A 20,253-nucleotide genomic window follows, 5' to 3' on the forward strand; every position below is an offset into this window, starting at 1 on the left:
CACGTTCCAGGGATCAGGGACCAAGGACCAGGAACGCGTGAACGAACGCACCGCTCGGCTCGCGGGGGGGGCGGGCGGACGACGTCAGCCTTTCGTGCGGGTGGCGACGTGGAAGCCCGGTAGCTCACCGCCGCCGTGGACCTCGAGGTCGGCGCCTGTGACGTAGCCGGCGAGCGGCGAGGCCAGGTAGAGGCAGGCCGCGGCGACGTCCGCCGGCACGGCGGCGCGGCCCATGGGCACGACCGCGTCGATCGCGGCGGTCGCGTCGCCGTAGAAGCCGCCGGCGTCGACGGCCGTGTTCGCGAGCCCGACCGTGACGTGGTTGACCCGCACCTTCGGCGCCCACTCCAGCGCGAGGGACGCGGACAGCGCCACCAGGCCGGCCTTGGCCGCCGCGTAGGCGGACGAGCCCGGCGCCGGCCGTCGCCCGGACACGCTGCCGATGTTGACGATCGCGCCGCCGGCCTCCTGGGCCTGCATCACGGCGTTCGCTGGCTGGCTGACGTAGAACGCGGCGTGCAGGTTGAGCGCGACGACCCGCTCGAAGAACCGTGGCGACACGGTCGCCGCGTCGGCGACGGGCGCGCCGCCGGCGTTGTTGACGAGCACGTCGAGCCGTCCGTGCCGCTCGACGGCGGCGTCGACCACGGCCTTGGCCTGGGTGGCGTCGCGCACGTCGGCGGCGACGAAGCTCGCCGCGCACCCGTCGACCACCGGCGCCATTTCGGGCTCCTTGCGCCCGCACACGACGACGTCGGCGCCGGCGGCGAGGAACGCAAGCGCGATGGACCGGCCGATTCCCCGGGTGCCGCCGGTGACGATCACCGACTTGCCGTCGTAACGCGGCCCACGCTCGGCCGCCGTCGCCGCCGCCACGACCTCGCCGTCAGCCCGCGCCGCCTCACCCATCCGGCCCACCTCACCCGCGAGATCCATCACAGTATGTAATCGTTCACGTGCGGCTGAGCGGGCCACTGACGGGCGAACGCCGACCCGCCGGTGGGGTGACCTGCCCCAACGACAACCGCCCGCATGCAGCCCTCCCGCCAAGCGCACCGGCGAGCACGGAAGCGTGGCAGCTCACCGTGCCCATAGGCACGCTCATCTGCCACAGATCGAAACCGCGGAACGGAAGCGTGGCAGATGGGCACGTCTATGGGCACGGTGAGCTGCCACGGTTCGCTGCGTCAGAGGCGTTCGAGGATCGTGACGTTGGCCTGACCGCCGCCCTCGCACATGGTCTGYAGGCCGAAGCGGCCGCCGGTGCGCTCCAGCTCGTGAAGAAGGGTGGTCATCAGCCGGGCGCCGGTCGCGCCGAGCGGGTGGCCAAGCGCGATCGCGCCGCCGTTGACGTTGACCTTGTCCACGTCTGCACCCGATTCGGCCGCCCAGGCGAGTACGACCGAGGCGAACGCCTCGTTGATCTCGACCAGGTCGATGTCGCCGAGCGTGCGGCCGGCCTTCGCCAGGGCGTGCGCGGTGGCCGGGATCGGCGCGGTGAGCATCCAGACCGGGTCGGCGCCGCGCACCGACAGGTGGTCGATGCGAGCGCGCGGGGTCAGCCCATGCGTGCGCACCGCTGCCTCGCTGGCGATCAGGAGCGCGGCGGAGGCATCGGAGATCTGGCTCGACGTGGCCGCCGTGACCCGCCCGCCCGGGGTCAGCGTGGGCAGGGACCGGATCTTCGGCCAGTTCGGCGCGCGCGGCCCCTCGTCGGCGGAGAGCCCGAACGCGGGCACGATCTCACGGTCGAAACGCCCCTCGGCGCGGGCCGCGATCGCCCGCTCGTGCGAGCGGACCGCGAACTCCTCCATCGCGTCCCTGGTCAGCGACCACTTCTCGGCGATCATCTCCGCCGAGCGGAACTGGGAGACCTCCTGGTCCCCGTACCGGGCGCGCCAGCCCGCCGAGCCGCTGAACGGGTCGGAAAAGCCGAGCGCCTGCCCCGCGGTCATCGCGTAGGAGATCGGGATGGCGCTCATGTTCTGCACGCCGCCCGCGACGACCAGGTCGGCGGTGCCAGACATGACAGCCTGGGCGGCGAAGTGCACCGCCTGCTGGGATGAGCCGCACTGCCGGTCCACGGTCGTCCCCGGCACGTGCTCGGGCAGGCCGGCGACCAGCCAGCAGGTTCGCGCGATGTCGCCCGCCTGCGGTCCGACGGTATCGACGCATCCGAAGATCACGTCATCGACCGCCGCCGGGTCGACACCGGACCGCTCCATCAGTGCGCCGATCGCGGCCGCACCCAGGTCGGCGGGGTGCACGCCCGAAAGCGCTCCCCCACGCCGCCCGACCGGCGTCCTGACCGCTTCGACGATGTAAGCCTCCGCCACGAGCACAGACGCTACCAAGCGCTTGCTCGGGAAACCAGCGATCCGCCGGCACCCGGTGGGAGGTCGACACTCAGCTGGATGGCCGACACCCCGCAGAGCCGGTCGGCGACCCGCCGCTACGCCGTGGCCCGGGCGCGCGGGCCGACGGCGGCACGCAGGTCGACGGCGGCGGCGCGCAGGCAGTCGGCTAGCGCGCGGGCGGCCGGTGTGGGCGGGCGGCCGACGGGCTCGGTGACGCCGACCGACGAGCCGAGCGAGGGCAGCGCGACGGGCAGGTGACACAGGCCAGGCTCGCCGCGGATGACGAGCTCGGGCAGGGCGGCGATCGAGTCGGTGTGCAGCAGCAGGTGGCGGGTGGTCAGGATCGACATGCACTCGACCCGGTCGGGCGGCAGCGGCAGCGCCTCGTGCAGGAAGGCCGCCTCCAGTTCGCGGCGCAGCGCCGTCTCCGCGACCGGTACCACCCACGGGTAGTGCATGAGGTCCCCGAGCCGGACGGTCCCGGCCCCGGCGGCGGCAGCAGCGGTGGCGGCCGCCGCCGGGTGCCCCGCGCGGGCGACCAGGCGGATCGGCTCGCGGTAGAGCGCCTCCTGGCGCAGCCGCTTCGCGTCGTCGAGCACGGTGAGCCGGCCGACGACGAGATCGAGCGTGCCGGCGAGCAGCTCGGCGGTGAGCGCCTCCGGGTTGGCCTCCCGCACGATCACGGTGATCCTCGGCCGCGTGCCCTTGAGCCGCTCGATCGCCAGCGGCAGCAGCAGGTTCGAACCGGCGAGGTAGGTGCCGACGGCGACCGTGCCGGTGTCGGCGCCGGCGAGTTCCGCGAGGTGGTCCGACGCCGAGCGCAGCTGGGCGAGCACGGCCCGGGCGTGGTCGACGAACGCCTCCCCGAAGGCGGTCGGGGTAAGCCCCCGCGGGCCGCGGTCGTAGAGGAGCACGCCAAGGATCGACTCGACCTCCTGCAGCGCCCGCGTGACCACCGGCTGCGTCACGTGCAGCCGCTCCGCGGCTCGGACGACACTGCCGGTGGAGGCGACCGCGTCGACGAGGACGAGATGTCGGATCTTGAGACGTCCGTCCAGGAGCTGAGGCCGTTCCATCCCGCGAAGCTATACCCATTCAGGCATAGCTCCCCGCCCCCTTGGTATTTGCGGAACATATCTGGGGGCCAGACACTGGACCCATGCAGTCCCCCGGCCGATCGGTCGCCAGCCCCGGCCAGGCGCCTGCGCCGCCCATGCTCCGCGGCTTCGTCGACGGCGGCTACGTCGAGTCCGCCGGCGACGCCTGGGACAACGTCGACCCGGTCGACGGGTCGGTCCGCGCCCGGGTCCAGGAGGCCGACGCCGCGCTCGTGGGCCGGGCCGTCCGAGCCGCCCGCGCCGCGCTCGACGGCGCCTGGGGCCGGACGTCGGTGGCCGAGCGGGCGACCCTGATGCGCCGGGTCGCGGACCGGATCGAGGCCCGGTCCGAACAGTTCGCCCGCGCCGAGAGCGGCGATACCGGCAAGCCGCTGGCACAGGCCAGGGAGCTGGACGTCGCCCGCGCGGTCGCCAACTTCCGCGCGTTCGCCGACACTGTCGCCGCCGCCGGCCAGCCGTCCTTCCTCACGGAGCTCCCCGGCGGGAAGCGGGCGCTGAACTACGCGGTGCGCAGGCCGCTCGGTGTCGTCGCCGTGATCGTGCCGTGGAACCTGCCGCTGCTGCTGCTGACCTGGAAGGTCGCGCCGGCGCTGGCCTGCGGCAACACCGTCGTCGTCAAGCCCAGCGAGCACACCCCGTCGACGGCGACGATGCTGGCCGAGGTGCTCGCCGAGGCCGGCGTCCCCGACGGCGTCTACAACGTGGTGCACGGCTTCGGCCAGGGTTCCGYCGGCCAGTTCCTCACCGAGCACCCTGGGGTCGACGGGGTGACGTTCACCGGCTCGTCGGCGACCGGCGCCGCGATCATGCGGTCGGTGGCGCCCCGGGTCCGCCMGGTCTCGTTCGAGCTGGGCGGCAAGAACGCCGCGGTGGTGTTCGCCGACGCTGATCTCGAGGCGACGCTCGCCGGCCTGACCCGCTCGGTCTTCGCGAACACCGGTCAGGTCTGCCTGTGCACCGAACGGGTCTACGTCGAACGGCCCGTCTTCGACGAGGTGGCGAGTGGACTGGTCGAACGAGCGAAGGCGCTGAAGCTGGGCCACCCGGACGACCCGGCGACCACCACCGGCCCGCTGATCTCGGCCGAGCACCGCGAGAAGGTGCTGACCTACTACCGGCTCGCCGAGGAACAGGGCGCCCAGGTCCTCGCCGGTGGCGGCGTGCCGGCGCTCGGCGGCGGGCTCGACGGCGGGTCGTGGATCGAGCCCACGCTGTGGACGGGGCTCACCCACGCCGACCGGCCGATGCGCGAGGAGATCTTCGGCCCGTGCGCGGCCCTCGTCCCGTTCGACACCGAGGACGAGGCCGTCGGTCTCGCCAACGACACCGACTACGGTCTCGCCGCGGCGGTCTGGACGACGAACCTCTCCCGCGGCCACACGGTCGCCCAGCGGATGCGGGTGGGCCTGTCCTGGGTGAACACCTGGTTCCTGCGCGACCTGCGCTCCCCGTTCGGGGGCATCGGCCTGTCCGGCATCGGCCGGGAGGGCGGCGAGCACTCGCTGGACTTCTACACGGAGCTGACCAACGTGTGCGTCGCCCTGTGAGCGAGCGACGGAGGGAATCAGAGATGCCGCGTCCGGCGGGGATGACCGGGGAGACGACGGACCACGCGGACTACCTCGACGGGGCGCGGCTGCGGGTCGAGGCGGTGCCGCAGCTGCCACCGGGACTGGCGCTGGCGGACGCGTACGAGATCCAGCACGCCGTCGTCGGCCGGCGGTTGGCGCGCGGCGAGCGGCTGGCCGGCACGAAGCTCGGCATGACCAGCCGGGCCAAGATGGCGCAGATGGGGATCTCCGAGGTCATCTGTGGCCAGCTCACCGACGCGATGGCGGTCCCCGACGCCGGGACGGTGGATCTCGCAGGGCTGATCCACCCCAGAGTGGAGCCGGAGGTGGCGTTCCGGCTGGCCCGCGACGTCGACCTGGCCGATCCCGGTGTCGACATCGTCGCCTGCGTCGACGCCGTGGCGCCGGGGCTCGAGATCATCGACTCGCGCTACGCGGACTTCCGGTTCAGCCTGCCGGATGTGGTCGCGGACAACACCTCGGCCGCGTTCTTCGTCGTCGGGCCGTGGCGGGCGCTGGACGACGCGACGCGGGGGGCGCTCGGCGACCTGACGGTCGAGCTGGTGATCGACGGCGCGGTCGTCGAGCGGGGGTCGACCGGTGAGATCCTCGGCCATCCGTTGGACGCGCTGCGGGCGCTGGTCCCGCTCGCGCGCGAGCGGGGGTTCCCGCTGACGGCCGGGCAGGTCGTCCTGGCCGGCGCGGCGACCGCGGCCGCGCCACTGCGCCCCGGCCGGGTCCAGGCACGGGTCGAGCGTCTCGGCATCGCGAGCGCCGCCGCGAGGTATGCATGATCACCAGACCCGGCGCTGGATCCGCAGGCAAGGCGAAGCCGCGCGGGCGGTTCCCGCATGTGAAGCGCGCCGGCGACTTCGTCTACGTGTCCGGGACGTCGTCGCGGCGGCCGGACAACACGTTCGTCGGCGCCGATGTCGACGCGATGGGGACGACGTCGCTCGACATCCGGGCGCAGACCAGGGCCGTGATCGAGAACCTCGGCGCGCTGCTGGCCGAGGTCGACGCGAGCCTGTCCGACCTGGTCAGCGTCACCGCCTATCTCGTCAACATGAACGATTTCGGTGGCTACAACGAGGTGTGGGCCGAGTTCTTCGACGAGACCGGGCCGACCAGGACGACCGTCGCCGTCCACCAGCTGCCCCACCCACTGCTGCTGGTCGAGATGCAGGCCGTCGCGCATGTTCCGAGATAGCGAGACAGAGAGACAGAGAGAGGCCGGCTCATGACGCTTCCGCGGCCGATCGACTTCCCGAAGTGGATCGAGGAGAACCAGCACCTGCTCAAGCCGCCGGTGGGCAACAAGACCCTGGTGGTGGGCGACGACTACATCGTGCAGGTCGTCGGCGGCCCGAACGCCCGCACCGACTACCACGTCGACCCGTACGAGGAGTGGTTCTACCAGCTCAGGGGCAACATGCACGTCGACGTCATCGACGACGACGGCACCCCGCGGCGCATCGACATCCACGCGGGCGAGACCTGGCTGCTGCCGCGGAACGTCCCGCACTCGCCGCAGCGGCCCGAGGCCGGCTCGATCGGCCTGGTCGTCGAGCGGATCCGCGAGGAGGGGCTGCTGGAGAAGTTCCAGTGGTACTGCCCCGAATGCGCGGCCCTGGTACACGAGACGGAGCTGCAGGTCCGCRACATCGTCAAGGATCTGCCGCCGGTGTTCAACGCCTTCTACGCCGACGAGCAGGCCCGCACCTGCCCGAAGTGCGGCACCGTGCACCCGGGAAAGACCGTGCACCCGGGAACGGGGGCACCGCCGGGGAACACCGATCGTCCGGGCGAGCACTGAGATGGGCCCGACGGGCGAGATCATCGACGTCCACACCCACTACGTCCCGAGGGGCTGGCCGGACCTCGGCCCGGGCACGCCGACACCGCGGTTCGAGACCGAGTCCGAACTTATGATCATGCTGCGCGGCCAGGAGTTCCGCCGGGTCGCCGCGGACTGCTGGGGCGCCGAGCTCCGGCTGGCCGACATGGACGCCGATGGCGTGCGCAGGCAGGTCGTCTCGCCGACGCCCGTCTTCTTCTCCTACGCCCATGACGTCGCCCAGGCATCGAAGATCGCGCGCATCCTCAACGACCTCGCGCTCAAGATCTGCGCGCCGGCGCCCGATCGGCTGCTCCCGATGTGCCAGGTGCCGCTGCAGGACCCCGACGCCGCCTGCGCCGAGCTCGAGCGCTGCCTGGCCGCCGGGCACGTCGGCGTCGAGATCGGCAACCACGTCGGCGATCTCGACCTCGACAGCGAGGGCGTCGTGACGTTCCTGCAGCACGCGGCGGCGCTCGGAGCCCCGGTCTTCGTGCATCCATGGGACCTGCCGAACTCGCCCCGCCAGGACCGGTGGATGGCCCAGTGGCTGGTCGGCATGCCGGCGGAGACGCACCTGTCGATCCTCGCGATGATCCTCGGCGGCGTGTTCGACCGGGTGGACGAGCGGCTGCGGATCTGCTTCGCCCACGGCGGCGGGTCGTTCGCGTTCTGGCTCGGCCGGTTCGGCAACGCCTGGCACCGGCGGGGCGACGTGGTCGGTACGTCGGCCCACCCGCCCGAGCACTACCTCGGCCGGTTCTACGTCGACTCGGTGGTCTTCAACGAAGGCGCACTGCGGCTGCTCGTCGACACGGTCGGCGCGGACCGGGTCGTCGTCGGCAGCGACTACCCCTATCCCCTCGGCGAACGCCCGGCCGGCGCCGTCGTCCGCGCGGCGGAGTTCCTCGACGACGCGACCCGCGCCAGGCTTCTCGCCGGCAACGCGGCCACGTTCCTCGGCCTCGCCGACGCCACCGCCTCGGACCCAGCCGGCCCTGCCGGCCCTGTCCGCCCAATCGGGGCGGCCGGGGCTGGGGCGGCGCCGTCATGAGCCTGGTCCGTCAACTCGGGCAGGAGCGCCGCGCCCTGGAGCTCGACGCCGGCGACCCGCTGCCCACCCGGCGAGGCGAGTTCCACGTCCCGCCGCATGGCGACGGCGAGGCGGCCTACTTCGCGGGCAACTCGCTCGGCCTGCAACCGAAGGCGCTGCGCGCCCGTCTCGGCGAGGAGCTCGACGACTGGGCGAGCCTGGGGGTCGAGGGCCACCTGGAGGGCCGACGGCCCTGGCTCTCGTACCACGAACTGCTGCGGGAGCCGGCCGCCCGGCTGGTGGGGGCCCTCCCCTGCGAGGTAGTCGTGATGAACTCGCTGACGGTCAACCTGCACCTGCTGATGGTCAGCTTCTACCGGCCGATCCCCGAGCGGCACGCGATCCTCATCGAGGACGCGGCGTTCCCCTCCGACAGCTACGCGGTGCGCAGCCAGGCCGCCCTGCACGGCTACGACCCGGACGAGGCGGTCATCCGGCTCACGCCCCGCCCGGGCGAGGCGGCGCTGCGTTCCGAGGACGTCGTCGCCCACCTCGCCGAGCACGGTCGCAAGGTCGCGCTCGTTCTGCTGGGCGCGGTGAACTACTACAGCGGCGAGCTGCTCGATATCACCGCGATCACCGCCGCCGGGCATGCGGCCGGCGCGATCGTCGGCTGGGATCTGGCCCACGCCGCCGGCAACGTCGAGCTCCGGCTGCACGACGCGGGCGCCGACTGGGCGGCCTGGTGCTCGTACAAGTACCTCAACGCCGGCCCCGGCTCGCTGGCCGGCGCCTTCGTCCATGAGCGGCACCTGGCCGACCGGAGCCTGCCGAAGCTGGCCGGCTGGTGGTCGACGGACCCCTCGACCCGCTTCCAGATGGCGCCGGCCGTCAGCCCGGTCGACTCCGCCGACGCCTGGCAGCTGTCGAACCCGCCGATCCTGTCGATGGCGGCCGTGCTGCTCTCGCTGGAGATGTTCGACCAGACCGGCATGGCGGCACTGCGCGCCAAGAGCCTGCGCCTGACGGCATACCTGGAGACGCTGCTCGACGAGGTGTGCGCCGGGCGGCCGGCCGAGCTCGTCACGCCACGCGAGCCGGCCCGCCGCGGCGCGCAGCTCTCGGTGCGCGTCCACGGCCGCGACGTCGGCCCGCTCACCGAGCGGCTGCGCCGGCGGCACGGCGTCTTCGCCGACGCCCGCCGCCCCGACGTCATCCGCCTGGCCCCGGCGCCGATGTACACCACCTTCCACGACTGCTGGCGGGCCGCCGCCGCGCTCGCGGCCGTGCTCGACGACGGACGGGGGTGACCATGGACGACAAGCGGGTGGTGATCGTGGGCGCCGGCCTCGCCGGCTGCCTGCTGGCGACGCTGCTCGGCCGGCGCGGGGTAGAGGTCGACGTCTACGAGCGGCGCGACGACCCGCGCGCGAGCGCGGCCGAGCGCGGCCGTTCGATCAACCTCGCGATCTCGGCCCGCGGGCTCGCCGCGCTCGGCCAGGTCGGGCTCGGGGAGCAGGCACTGTCGCGGGCGCTGCCGATGCACGGCCGGATGGTGCACGACCCGTCCGGCGCGGAGAGCTTCCGGCCGTACAGCGCGGACGGGACACGCGCGATCAACTCGATCAGCCGCGCGGAGCTCACCCGTGCCCTGCTCGATGTCGCCGCGAAGACCCCCGGTGTCCGGCTGTTCTTCGACCACCGGCTGACCGGGGTGGACCTCGCCACCGGCGAGCTGCGGTTCGAGACGGGCGAGGGGCCGCGGCTGGCGCGGGCGGACGTCGTGCTGGCCTGCGATGGTGCCTTCAGCGCCGCCCGCCGCGCGGTGACCTTCAGCGCCGGTTTCACCTACAGCCAGGACTACCTAGCCCATAAATACAAGGAACTGACGATTCCGGCGCGCGACGGCGACTTCGCCCTGGACCCGGACGCGCTGCACATCTGGCCGCGCGGCGAGTCGATGATGATCGCCCTGCCGAACCTGGACCGGTCCTTCACCTGCACCCTGTTCTGGACCGCCGAACAGTTCGCGGCGCTGACGACGCCGAGCGAGATCGTCGAGCATTTCCGCGCGCACTATCCCGACGTCGTCCGGCTCGCCCCGAACCTGGTCGACGACTACCAGCGCAACCCGCTCGGGTCGCTGGCGACGATCCGCGCCTGGCCGTGGGTGCACCACGGCCGCAGCGGCGGGGACAGCGGGAGCGACAGGCGGGGCGGGGACGGCACAAGCGGCCAGGCCAGCGTCGGCCCCAGCGCCAAGGCCACGGCCGGCGGCAGCAGCAGCGGCGGCGGCGGCGGCGGCGCGATGCTCGCGCTCGTGGGAGACGCGGCGCACGCGATCGTCCCGTTCTTCGGTCAGGGCGCGAACTGCGCCTTCGAGGACTGTGTCGAGATCGACCGGTGCCTGGCGGAGACCGGCGGCGGCTGGCCCGCGGCGCTGACGAGCTACGAACGGCGCCGCAAGGCCAACTGCGACGCCATCGCCGAGATGGCCCTGGACAACTTCGTCGAGATGCGCGACCGGGTGAACTCGCACGTCTTCCAGGCCAGGGTCGCGGCCGAGCACTGGCTGGAGCGCCGCCTCCCGGGCCGCTACGTCTCCCGCTACGAGCTGGTGAGCTTCACGACCATGCCGTACGCCGAGATCCCCGGCCGGATACKCCGGCAGAACCAGCTCACGACCCTCGCCGCGGGCGCCCTGACCGGCGCCGCCGGCCTGGCGGCCGCGACCATCCTCGGACGCAACCGTTGACCGCCGAGACCGGCCAGGATGACATGACCTACGGCGGCTATCTGCACCTCGACGAGCTGCTGTCCAGCCAGCATCCGCGCACCGACGAGCACGACGAGCTGCTGTTCGTGATCATCCACCAGGTCTACGAGCTGTGGTTCAAGCAGATCCTGCACGAGCTCGACCTGTTGCGCCGCCGCCTGGAGAATGGCGACGGCGTCGGGGCCATGCAGACCGCCAGGCGGGTCGCGAAGATCCTCAAGACGGTCGTCGGCCAGCTGGACGTCCTGGAGACGATGACCCCGCGCCAGTTCGCCCGCTTCCGCCCGGAGCTCGGATCCTCGAGCGGCTTCCAGTCCTTCCAGTTCCGCTGGATCGAGGCCACCCTCGGCCGCCGCGACTTCGCCGACTCCGGCACCCCGGTCGACGCCACCCTCGACGCCATCCTGCACCGCCGCTCGATCTTCGACTCGCTGCTGCGCTACCTCGCCACCGCCGGCTGGGCGCTGCCCGACGAGATCCTCGACCGCGACCCCCGCCTGCCCTGGCCGGGTGGCGACGAGCTCGTCCAGGCGGCCCTCGCCGAGGCGTACGCCGACGAACGCGGCGTACCCGCCGGGGTGTGCGAGGCCCTCGTCGACATCGACGAGGGCATCCAGGAGTGGCGCTACCGGCACGTCAAGATGGTCGAACGCATCATCGGCGCCAGGACCGGCACCGGCGGCTCCCCCGGCGCCGCCTACCTGCGCTCCACCCTCTTCCACCCGAGCTTCCCCGACCTCTGGCAGGTCCGCTCCCGCCCCTGACGGCCCAGGTCAGGAGAGCGCGCCGACGGTACGGGCGCGCCGCGTGCGGGCTTGCGCTCGGCTCGTGGTCGCGGCGTTCGCGGCCTTCGGCGTTCGCGGCGTTCGCGGATAGGATCCCTAAATGATCTCTGGTGGGCAGCTTGCCGGGTTCGCCGTCGCCGCGTTCGTCCTGATCGTGGTGCCGGGTCCGAGCGTGCTGTTCGTGGTCGGGCGGGCGCTGTCGTTGGGGCGCGGACCCGCGATCCTGAGCGCGGTCGGCAGCGGGCTGGGCAACTACGTCGTGGCGGTGCTGGTCGCGTTCGGCCTCGGCACGCTGGTGGAGCGCTCGGCGATCGCCTTCCTGGCCGTGAAGCTGGTCGGCGGGAGCTATCTCGTCTGGCTGGGCATCCAGGCGATCCGGCACCGCCGTGAGCTGGCGGCGGTGGCCGGTGAGCGTGCCGAGGTCGTGACGAGGTGGCGGACGGTCCGGCAGGGTTTCCTCGTCGGCGTCACCAACCCCAAGGCACTGATCATGTTCGGCGCGGTGCTGCCCCAGTTCATCAGCCGCGAGTCGGGCAACGTGCCCGTCCAGATGCTGCTGATGTCGCTGCTCGCGATCGGGATCGGGCTGGTGTCCGACAGCGGGTGGGCGATGGTCGCGAGCGCCGTGCGGTCATGGTTCGCCAGGAACCCCCAGCGCCTGGCGGCCATCGGTGGCGCCGGCGGCCTGGCCATGATCGGGGTGGGCCTGAACGTCGCCGTCACCGGCCGCCACACCTAGTCACTCCGCTCGCTTCCCGTCAGCTCCGGTCGGGTCCGGTCGGGTCCGGTCGGCTCAGGCAGCCCAGAAGGCGCGGACAGCCTGGGCGAGGGACCAGCCCTGGCGGCGGCCCGCGCGAGCGGAGGCGGGACGGACGGCCGGGTCGAGCGGGTCCGGACCGAAGGCGGCGCGGGCCCCGTCGTCGGCGGTGACGACCAGGACGCGGCTGCCCGCCTTCTCCAGGTCGTGCACCTCGTCCTCGATGCCCAGGAACGGGCCGCGGGCGGGGGTGGTCATCGGGGCCACGACGAGAACGGTGTCGTGCCCCACGGCGAGCGGGGCGTTGGTCGCCGAGCCGGAGCCGCCGTCGAGGTAGCGGCGGCCGTCGATGCTCACGGGCGGCCAGATCCCGGGGACGGCGCAGCTGGCCGCCACCGCGTCGACCATCGGCACGCCGGAGTCCCCGTCGAAGGCGACCAGCGTGCCGCGCTCGGCGTCGATCGCGGTGACGACCAGCCGGCGCGCCGGCCACTCGTGCCGGGGCAGCCGGGCCTCGATGACGCGGCGCCGCTCGGCCTCGGTGACGGTCGGGGTGGCCAGCGCCATCGCGCCGATCCGGGACAGCGCGCCGGGCAGGTCGCGGGCACCGCTGATGGCCTCGCCGAACATGTTCGCCAGCAGATCGACGTCGAGCTTCACGGTGAGCTCGGCGCCGGCGCCGGCGCCCTCCAGGTGGGCGGCGAGCTGCTCGTCGAGGCTCTGCTCGGTCCGCAGCAGGGCGCCGACGACCGAGCCGGCGGACGTGCCGATCACGGTGTCCGCCGCCGCCAGGTCCGACCCGCCGTGGGTGAGCTCCGCGAGCAGCCCGATCTCCCATGCGATCCCGGCCACCCCGCCCCCGCCAAGCACCAGCGCCCGCGACATCCGCCCACCTCTTTCTTGGTTCGCTCCGTGCGGGCACGGCGCTCCGGCCCCGTACTCGCTTCGCTCCCACGGGACCTCCGCGCCGCGTCCTCCTCCGCTCACGTGCGCTGCGGCGACCTCCGCTGCGGCCCAACCCCTTCGCTGCGCTCGGGGCCGGGCCTCCGCGCAGGCGCGCCTCCGCGCCGCACGGTCACCTACCGCTGAACGTCACCAAACGACAAACGCTGGATCCGGACGGCCACCTCGCTTCGCTCGTGGGGTGGGCCTCCGCGCTCACGCGGTCGCCCGCCGTTGAACGTCACCAATCCACGCAGGCTCCGTTCTTGGGGTCCTGGGGTGTCCTAGACGAGCTGGTCGCGGAGGGTGGCGGCCGCGGCGCGGACCTCGTCGTCGAAGGCTCGGCGCAGCTGCTCACGACGCTTGCGGCGGGCGGCGGTGACGGTCTCCGGAGTGACCGGCCCCGGGTCGACGGCGGCCGGATCCGGCGGGCGGGGGACGCTCGGCGGGTCGGCGAACTCGCGGTAGAGCAGCCAGCAGCCATGGATCCCGGCGAGCAGGTCCTCCAACAGGTCGACGGCCGGCCGGCGCGGGTCGAGCGGGGTGAGCCGGTCCGGCAGCACGAGCGTCTCGCCGAACTCGTCGTCCTCGTCCTCCTCGTCGTCGTCATCGTCGTCGAGGCCGCGCGGGTCGTCGAGGTCATCGTCGTCGGAGCGGTCGCCCACGCCGCGGATCTGGATGGCCAGGCCCTCGGCCGGCAGGATCGGCGGGCGAACCTGCCGGCGCGGCAGCCGCCCCTCGCCCTCGTCGTCCGGGGACGGCGGGCCGTCCTCGACGATCTCGGCGACCCATTCGAAGATGTCGTCCAGGTCGGGGTTTCGGCCCTCGGCGACGACCATCGCGTGCGCGATCAGGTCCAGCACCGCCTCGCGGGGCGAGTCGCCGCCTTCGACCTGGTGAAGCACCAGGGTCGGCGTGCGGTGTGGGAGCGGCTCGATCGCGTCGGCCTCGGAGACCACCTGGGTGACGTCGAGGTCGGCGTACCGCGCGGCGACGATCGCCGCCGCGTGCAGCCAGTGCGCCGCCGCGATCGCGGCCGCCGTCGGCTCGACGTCGGTGAACAGCGCGCGGCAGCCAAGCGGGTCGGCGCGCAGCAGCGTGTCGGCGGCGGCCACCTGCAGCGGCGACGCGTCCGCGCGGCTGAGCGTCACCGCCTGGCGGGCCCGGCCGGACAGCTCGCCCAGCTCGGCCCGTTCGACGGCGTCAAGCTCGGCGCGCACGTCGGCGGCGACCTGGGTGGTCAGCTGGGTGTCGGCGATCGTGTGCAGCGCCCGGCCGACCCGGTGCGCCGCCTCCTCGACGACGACCACGGCCTGCTGGATCAGCCCGTCGTGCGGCAGGTGCGGCTGCTCGATCGCCACCACCGCGTTACCGAAGACGTCCCGGCCGCGGCCGGTCAGGCTGTCGTCACCCGTCGGCAGCGCCTGCAGCGCCGACTCCTCCGGGTGCGTGTAGGTACGCCAAGCCGCCGCGGACAGGAACGTCAGCGTGCGCGCCAGTTGCAGCGCGTCCGACTCGTCGACGGACACTGGGAGCCGGGCGACCTTCGCCGCGACGTCACCCAGCCCGGTATCCCACGACACCACCAGCGTGYGGTCGTGGACGTCCACCGCGTACCGGCTCATCGGCGGCCACCTCCCCGTGCGCCCGGGCACGGCCTGTCGGCATGATGCCCGGAGGGCACCGCCCCGTTGGCATGATGCCCGCCAGGTGCGAGAGAAACATGATCATTCCTCCCCTGGAGGGCGGGCACACCCCCGTGATCAGGCTACGTCTAGCCAGGCGTCCTGGCACCGCCAGCCGCACAAGGCGTCCGCCACGGGTCGACCTGCCCCCACCTTGTCTGGCTCAATGCGGATACCGACAGCCAGCCGAGCCACGATGTACATCGAAAAGCAACCTCACGGTTACATTTGCCGTCACATTTGCGCGATCTCGTCACCACGCCCGCGCCGGACCGTCGCCGGTCCGCCGGGGAGGATGACGGCATGAGGCCCGTGATCCGCAAGTACGGCCCCGATCCGGCTCAGTTCGGTGAGCTGTGGCTGCCCGATGCCACCGCGGGTAGCTCGGCCACGGCAGGTGGCTCGGCCACGGCGGGCACGGTCGTCGTAGTCCACGGCGGGTTCTGGCGGGCGCGTTACGGCGCGTCGTTGGGGTGGCCACTGGCCGCGGACCTGGTCCGACGCGGGTACGCCGTGTGGAACCTGGAGTACCGGCGGGTCGGCCTGGGAGGCGGCTGGCCGGCGACCTTCGCGGACGTGGCGGCCGGAATGGACCTGCTCGCCGATCTTCCCGTCGACTCGTCCCGTGTAGTCGCGATCGGGCACAGCGCGGGTGGCCAGCTCGCGACGTGGGCGGCCGGGCGGGCGAAGCTGCCCGCCACCGCCGCGGGTGCCGGGCCGCGCGTGGAGCTGACGGCGGTGGTGTCCCTGGCGGGCGCACTGTGGCTCGCGGACTGCGCGCGCGACGGCGTCGGCGGGACGGCCGCCCTCGACCTCATGGGTGGCGGCCCGGACGACCTGCCGGCGCGGTACCGCCTGGCCGACCCGTCCGCCGCCGTCCCGCTGCGGGTACCGGTCGTATGTGTCCACGCCCGCGCCGACGACGAGGTGCCGTTCGACCAGAGCGCCCGCTATGTCGAGGCCGCCACCAGTGCCGGCGCCCCCGCGAGCCTCCTCGAGGCCGCCGGCGACCACTACACGCTGGTCGACCCGTCAGCCCCCGACTGGTCCCTGGTCGTCGACACCCTTCCCGGGCTTCTCGGCACCGGGTAGGGCCGGGCGGCTCCCGCTGGCACCTGGTGGTCTTGACGTCGACTATTCACTCACTACATAGTTGCGCGGTGTCCTCGACCGGATCCGTCACGTCGCACGTCCTGCTCGGCCTGCTGGCCGGCGGGCCCCGGCATGGATACGAGCTGAAACGGTCCTACGACGAGCACCTGCCGCGGGCGCGGCCGCTGGCGTTCGGGCAGGTGTACACGACGCTCGCCCGGCTGGTACGCGACGGCCTGGCGACGCCCACGGGGCAGGACCAGGCTGGCGGCCCCGAGCGCACCAGCTACGCCATCACCGCCGAGGGCCGCACGGGCCTGCGGGCATGGCTCACCGCGGTGGAGCCGCCGGCGCCGCACGTCGCCGGCACGCTGCTGGCCAAGGTCGTCGTCGCCCTGTTCGCGGCGGACGCGGCCACCGCCCGGGACTACCTCGTCGCGCAGCGGGCGGCACACGCCGCCAGGCTGCGCGAGCTGACCGCGCTGAAGGCCGACCCGGCGACGGGACTGTCCGACGTGATCGCCCTCGACTACGCCATCACCCACCTCGACGCCGACCTGCGCTGGCTGCGCACCACGCTGGAACGGGTCGCGGCTCACGCCCAGGAAGACCCTACATGAGCACCGTCCTGCTGGAGGCCCGCGGCCTCGTCCGGTCATACGGGACCATCCCGGCCCTGCGCGGGGTGAACCTCACCATCACCGAGGGGGAGATCGTCGCGGTGACCGGTCCCAGCGGATGCGGCAAGTCCACCCTCCTGCACTGCCTCGCCGGCATCCTGCGCCCGGACGCCGGCGAGGTCGTCTACCGCGGCCGGCGCATCGACTCTCTGTCCGAGGCCGAGCGGTCCCGGCTGCGGCGCACCGAACTGGGCGTGCTCTTCCAGTTCGGGCAGCTCGTGCCGGAACTGCCCGCGGTGGAGAACGTGGCTCTCCCGCTGCTGCTGGCCGGCACCAGTCGCCGCCACGCCCGCACCGCCGCCCTGTCCTGGCTCGAACGGCTCGGTGTCGCCGAGTCGGCGGACGCGCTGCCCGGGGAGATGTCCGGCGGCCAGCGGCAGCGCGCCGCGCTGGCACGCGCGCTGGTCACCGAGCCTCGGCTGCTGTTCGCCGACGAACCGACCGGCGCGCTGGACACCCTGGCGGGCGAGCAGGTCCTCGGGCAGCTGGTGCGGCTCGCGGCGCGGCAACGGACGACGGTCGTCCTGGTCACGCACGACCCGAAGGTCGCCGGCTACGCGCACCGTGAGATCTCGCTGCGGGACGGCGAGATCGACCCGACGGGGCTCGGTCTCGCCGGCGCCGGGCTGGCCATGTCGAACGCCGAGGGCGCGTGATGAGGCCCGGGACGCTCGTCCGGCTGGCGTTCGCCGGCAGCCGGGCCGATGCCCTGCGCATCGCGCTCACCGCGTTGTCCGCGACGCTGGCCACCCTCGCTGTGCTGGCCGCCGCCACGGTGGTGGCCATTCCCGAACTCGCCGGCCCCCGCCCGGGGAGCCTGGCCAACAACATGACCTACCGGAGCGCCCTGCTGAACGAGCCCGGCCTGCGGCCCGGCGTGGTGATCGCCCTGATGCTGCTGACCATCCCGGTGCTGGCGCTCGCCGGGCAGTGCGGACGCCTCGGGGCGCCGGCGCGCGACAGAAGGTTGGCCGCGGTCCGGCTGGCGGGCGCGACCCCTGATCAGACCGTCTCGCTGGTCGCCGTGGAGACGGGGCTCGCGAGCACCCTCGGCGTGGGTATCGGATTCGGGATCTACCTGGTGGGACGGCGGGTGCTGGCCCGGCCGAACCAGGACGGCCGGCTGCCGCTGCCGACGGATGTCCTGCCGCCCTGGCCGGCGTTGCTCGTGATCGCCCTGGGGCTACCGGTCGTCGCCGCCCTGGCGGCGGCGCTCGCGCTGCGGCGGGTCCGGGTCACGCCGTTCGGCGTCGTGCACCGGCAGCGGCGCCCGGCGCCCCGGCCGTGGCCGGCCTTCCTGATCGTGCCGGGCGTGGCCTGTTTCGCCGTGCTGCGACCGCTCCTGCGGTACACCGAACGCCACCGGCTCGACGTGCCGGAGTGGGTCTTCGTCATGCTCCTGTTCGTGGGCACGCTGGCCGCGCTCGCTGGCATCCTGCTGGGCACGGGCTGGATCTCGCAGGCGGCCGGGCGGGTTCTGCACCGGACGGCGCGCCGGCCGGCCGCGCTGCTCGCCGGCCGCCGGCTCGTGGCGGACCCGTGGGCCGGCAGCAGGGTCTTCGCCGCGATGCTCACCTGCGTCCTGTTCGGTGGTGGCGCCGCAGGGATGCGGGCCTACTTCGCCACCGGGGCCGACGCCCAGCGGGCCTACGACCAGTGGTGGAGCGTCCAGCAGGGGTACGCGTACTCCCCGGGTGGCGATGACTTCTCAACCCGGGCGATGGACCTGGTCTACGCGGCGGTGCTGGTGGGCCTGACGATCGCGACGCTCGGGCTGCTGGTCGCCCTCGCCGAGGGGATCGTCACCCGCCGCCGGACCTACGCGGCGCTGGTCGCCTCCGGGGTGCCCCGCGGCGTCCTCGCCCGTTCGGTGTTCTGGCAGGCCCTGACACCTGCCGTGCCCGCGGTGCTCGTCGCGTTGGCCGTCGGTGTGACGATGACCCGGTCGCTGCCGATCGAGGTGGGTACCCAAGGCCCGGTCGAGACGTCCACGGGCGGCCTCACCACGATGGCCCCCGACCTCACCCCGAGCGTCCCCATCCCGTTCGCCGACCTGGGGCTGTTCGCCGGCGGCGCGATCCTCGCGATCGTCGCGATGACCGGCCTCGCCCTGCTCTTCCTACGCCCGAGCGTGTCCGCGGACGAGCTGCGCACCACGTGACGCGGCGACCCGTCGACGCGATGGCGACGTGGCGACGGCGCGCCACCGCCGTGCGGGCGGTCACCTGCCCGTTCCCGGGGCCACCGCGCGTCGCGCGGTCGCCTGTCCCCGCGGTCGCCGCCGCCCGTCTGGGCACACGGCGACCGCGGGAACCCGGTCACCCGATCGGAATGATCACCCGATCAGGTGACTACTTGGCGCGGACGTACGTCTTCGCGTTCGGGCCCTCGTAGAGCGGAGCCACGATCTTGAGACGGACGTCGGCGGTCGCGTCCGGCTTGACGATGAAGGACTGCCTGGTCGGGGAGATGCCCGGCTTCGAGTAGTCCAGCTTGCCGGTCAGGCCACCGGTGTCCAGCGTGGTCAGGCCCTTCTTCGCGGCGACGATGCCGGCGGGGGTCAGGTCACCGGCGGCGCAGGCCGCTTCCAGGATCTTGGCCATCACGGTCGCGGTCGCGTAGCCCGTCGAGAGCGCGGGGGTCGGGATCGCGTCGGCCTTGCCCACCGCCTGCCGGTAGGCGGCCAGCACGGTGGCGGCCTCGGCCGTCGGGAGGGTGCCGTTCCCGCCGGCGAAGTAGAACCGGTCCAGGATGACGTCCTTCGCGTCGCCGGTCAGCAGGTCCGGCGTGTAGGTCGGCCCGTTACCGATGAGCGGGACGTTCAGGCCCTGGGTCTTGGTCGCGGCCGCGAGCGCGGCGGTCTGCGTCGGCGTGCCGGTGATCGCGATGACCCCGACGCCCTGACCCTTGAGGGCGGTCACCTGGGAGCTCAGGTCGTTCTGCAGGGGGCTGACCTTCTGCTCGAAGACCTGGGAGCCGTTCTGCTGCGCCCAGTACTTCACGCCGGCGTCGGCGTTGGTGCCGTACTCGCTGTCGTGGTAGATGTGGCCGATCTTGACGCCCTTGGCGATGAGGCCCTTCTCGAGCAGGTAGTCCAGGCCGTTGATGGACTCGACGTCATAGGTCGAGCCGACGATCGCGTAGTTCGGGTTGTCCGAGATGGACTGCGACCAGGCCAGCGGGATCGCGACCATGTCGTCGGCGGTGAGGTCCTCGGACAGCGCGGTCGCGATGGYCGAGCCGAGCACCATCTGCATCGCCGCGACCTTGGGCTTCATGGCGGCGTACGCGGTGGTGGCCTTCTGGACGTTGTAGCCGCTGTCAGCGTTCTCCAGCTTGACGGTGTACGTCCCGCAGATCCCGCCGTTCTTCTGGTTGTAGTCCTTCCAGAAGTTGTCATAGGCGATCGCGAGGTCCTTGCCGCTGGCGGCGAAGAACCCGGTCACGTCGTTGAGGTTGCCGAGAGTGAGCTCGGTTCCGCTGATCCCTCGGCCGGTCTTGACGACCTTCGCGCTTCCGCTGGCCGCGGGCCCCGCGGGTTTGTCGTCGTCACCCTTGGTACTGCAGGCGGCGGCCAGCACGGTGACCACCGAGAGGCCTAAGGCCAGCGAGACGCGGCC

19 protein-coding genes are annotated in these 20,253 nt (G+C 73.0%); 13 read left to right on the forward strand and 6 right to left on the reverse strand.

All coding sequences use genetic code 11. The features are described 5' to 3' along the window. Positions 1-84: 84 nt before the first annotated feature. From BCD49_RS10890 to BCD49_RS10900, 3 genes are all read right to left on the reverse strand, one after another. On the reverse strand, positions 85-909 hold the full coding sequence (locus BCD49_RS10890) for an SDR family oxidoreductase (RefSeq protein ID WP_035932117.1): 825 nt from the start codon (positions 907-909) through the stop codon (positions 85-87). Positions 910-1,187: 278 nt separating this feature from the next. Continuing rightward, positions 1,188-2,336 carry an acetyl-CoA C-acetyltransferase gene (locus BCD49_RS10895; RefSeq protein WP_027141406.1) on the reverse strand — a complete coding sequence of 383 codons (1,149 nt, stop codon included), beginning with the start codon at positions 2,334-2,336 and terminating at the stop codon, positions 1,188-1,190. 116 nt (positions 2,337-2,452) lie between these two features. Further along, the gene (locus tag BCD49_RS10900; RefSeq protein WP_007515810.1) at positions 2,453-3,433 is read right to left on the reverse strand and encodes a LysR substrate-binding domain-containing protein; all 981 of its coding nucleotides are present in this window, start codon (positions 3,431-3,433) and stop codon (positions 2,453-2,455) included. A 137-nt stretch (positions 3,434-3,570) separates the two neighbouring features. On the opposite strand from BCD49_RS10900, the gene BCD49_RS10905 reads away from it, so the two are divergent. The 9 genes from BCD49_RS10905 (at position 3,571) to BCD49_RS10945 (ending at position 12,216) form a co-directional block, all read left to right on the forward strand. Beyond that, positions 3,571-5,022 carry a 2-hydroxymuconic semialdehyde dehydrogenase gene (locus tag BCD49_RS10905; RefSeq protein ID WP_071041460.1) on the forward strand — a complete coding sequence of 484 codons (1,452 nt, stop codon included), beginning with the start codon at positions 3,571-3,573 and terminating at the stop codon, positions 5,020-5,022. A 23-nt stretch (positions 5,023-5,045) separates the two neighbouring features. Then, positions 5,046-5,840, forward strand: a complete 795-nt coding sequence (locus BCD49_RS10910) for a 2-keto-4-pentenoate hydratase (protein WP_007515812.1) — start codon at positions 5,046-5,048, stop codon at positions 5,838-5,840. Beyond that, positions 5,837-6,256 (forward strand): RidA family protein, encoded by a 420-nt coding sequence (locus BCD49_RS10915; protein WP_007515813.1) that lies wholly within the window; start codon positions 5,837-5,839, stop codon positions 6,254-6,256. The genes BCD49_RS10910 and BCD49_RS10915 overlap by 4 nt, the downstream gene beginning before the upstream one ends. A 30-nt stretch (positions 6,257-6,286) precedes the next feature. Then, the gene (locus BCD49_RS10920; RefSeq protein ID WP_071041451.1) at positions 6,287-6,862 is read left to right on the forward strand and encodes a 3-hydroxyanthranilate 3,4-dioxygenase; all 576 of its coding nucleotides are present in this window, start codon (positions 6,287-6,289) and stop codon (positions 6,860-6,862) included. Between the two features lies 1 nt (position 6,863). Then, entirely contained in the window at positions 6,864-7,937 is a 1,074-nt protein-coding gene (locus BCD49_RS10925) for an amidohydrolase family protein (RefSeq protein WP_007515815.1), read from the forward strand. Then, on the forward strand, positions 7,934-9,226 hold the full coding sequence (gene kynU, locus BCD49_RS10930; protein ID WP_007515816.1) for a kynureninase: 1,293 nt from the start codon (positions 7,934-7,936) through the stop codon (positions 9,224-9,226). Before BCD49_RS10925 ends, kynU begins: the two co-directional genes overlap by 4 nt. A 2-nt stretch (positions 9,227-9,228) precedes the next feature. Then, complete coding sequence (locus tag BCD49_RS10935; protein ID WP_071041452.1) at positions 9,229-10,671, forward strand: FAD-dependent oxidoreductase; 1,443 nt, start codon at positions 9,229-9,231, stop codon at positions 10,669-10,671. Positions 10,672-10,694: 23 nt separating this feature from the next. Continuing rightward, complete coding sequence (locus BCD49_RS10940) at positions 10,695-11,456, forward strand: tryptophan 2,3-dioxygenase (RefSeq protein ID WP_007515818.1); 762 nt, start codon at positions 10,695-10,697, stop codon at positions 11,454-11,456. A gap of 121 nt (positions 11,457-11,577) precedes the next feature. Then, positions 11,578-12,216 (forward strand): LysE family translocator, encoded by a 639-nt coding sequence (locus tag BCD49_RS10945; RefSeq protein ID WP_007515819.1) that lies wholly within the window; start codon positions 11,578-11,580, stop codon positions 12,214-12,216. A gap of 54 nt (positions 12,217-12,270) precedes the next feature. On the opposite strand, the gene BCD49_RS10950 is transcribed toward BCD49_RS10945, so the two are convergent. Both BCD49_RS10950 and BCD49_RS10955 read right to left on the reverse strand, forming a co-directional pair. Then, positions 12,271-13,119 (reverse strand): patatin-like phospholipase family protein, encoded by an 849-nt coding sequence (locus BCD49_RS10950; protein WP_007515820.1) that lies wholly within the window; start codon positions 13,117-13,119, stop codon positions 12,271-12,273. A gap of 341 nt (positions 13,120-13,460) precedes the next feature. After that, positions 13,461-14,801 carry a hypothetical protein gene (locus BCD49_RS10955; RefSeq protein ID WP_071041453.1) on the reverse strand — a complete coding sequence of 447 codons (1,341 nt, stop codon included), beginning with the start codon at positions 14,799-14,801 and terminating at the stop codon, positions 13,461-13,463. Positions 14,802-15,164: 363 nt separating this feature from the next. On the opposite strand from BCD49_RS10955, the gene BCD49_RS10960 reads away from it, so the two are divergent. The 4 genes from BCD49_RS10960 (at position 15,165) to BCD49_RS10975 (ending at position 18,794) form a co-directional block, all read left to right on the forward strand. After that, positions 15,165-15,953 (forward strand): alpha/beta hydrolase family protein, encoded by a 789-nt coding sequence (locus BCD49_RS10960; RefSeq protein ID WP_007515822.1) that lies wholly within the window; start codon positions 15,165-15,167, stop codon positions 15,951-15,953. A gap of 68 nt (positions 15,954-16,021) precedes the next feature. Then, positions 16,022-16,573: a helix-turn-helix transcriptional regulator gene (locus BCD49_RS10965; protein ID WP_007515823.1), complete on the forward strand. Its 552-nt coding sequence runs from the start codon at positions 16,022-16,024 to the stop codon at positions 16,571-16,573. After that, positions 16,570-17,289: an ABC transporter ATP-binding protein gene (locus BCD49_RS10970; RefSeq protein ID WP_007515824.1), complete on the forward strand. Its 720-nt coding sequence runs from the start codon at positions 16,570-16,572 to the stop codon at positions 17,287-17,289. Before BCD49_RS10965 ends, BCD49_RS10970 begins: the two co-directional genes overlap by 4 nt. Continuing rightward, positions 17,289-18,794 carry an FtsX-like permease family protein gene (locus BCD49_RS10975; RefSeq protein ID WP_007515825.1) on the forward strand — a complete coding sequence of 502 codons (1,506 nt, stop codon included), beginning with the start codon at positions 17,289-17,291 and terminating at the stop codon, positions 18,792-18,794. Before BCD49_RS10970 ends, BCD49_RS10975 begins: the two co-directional genes overlap by 1 nt. Positions 18,795-18,984: 190 nt before the next feature. On the opposite strand, the gene BCD49_RS10980 is transcribed toward BCD49_RS10975, so the two are convergent. After that, positions 18,985-20,223: an ABC transporter substrate-binding protein gene (locus tag BCD49_RS10980; RefSeq protein WP_158072940.1), complete on the reverse strand. Its 1,239-nt coding sequence runs from the start codon at positions 20,221-20,223 to the stop codon at positions 18,985-18,987. Positions 20,224-20,253 lie beyond the last annotated feature (30 nt).

It is taken from the genome of Pseudofrankia sp. EUN1h, from assembly GCF_001854645.1.
GTDB classification, from domain to species: Bacteria; Actinomycetota; Actinomycetes; order Frankiales; family Frankiaceae; genus Pseudofrankia; species Pseudofrankia saprophytica.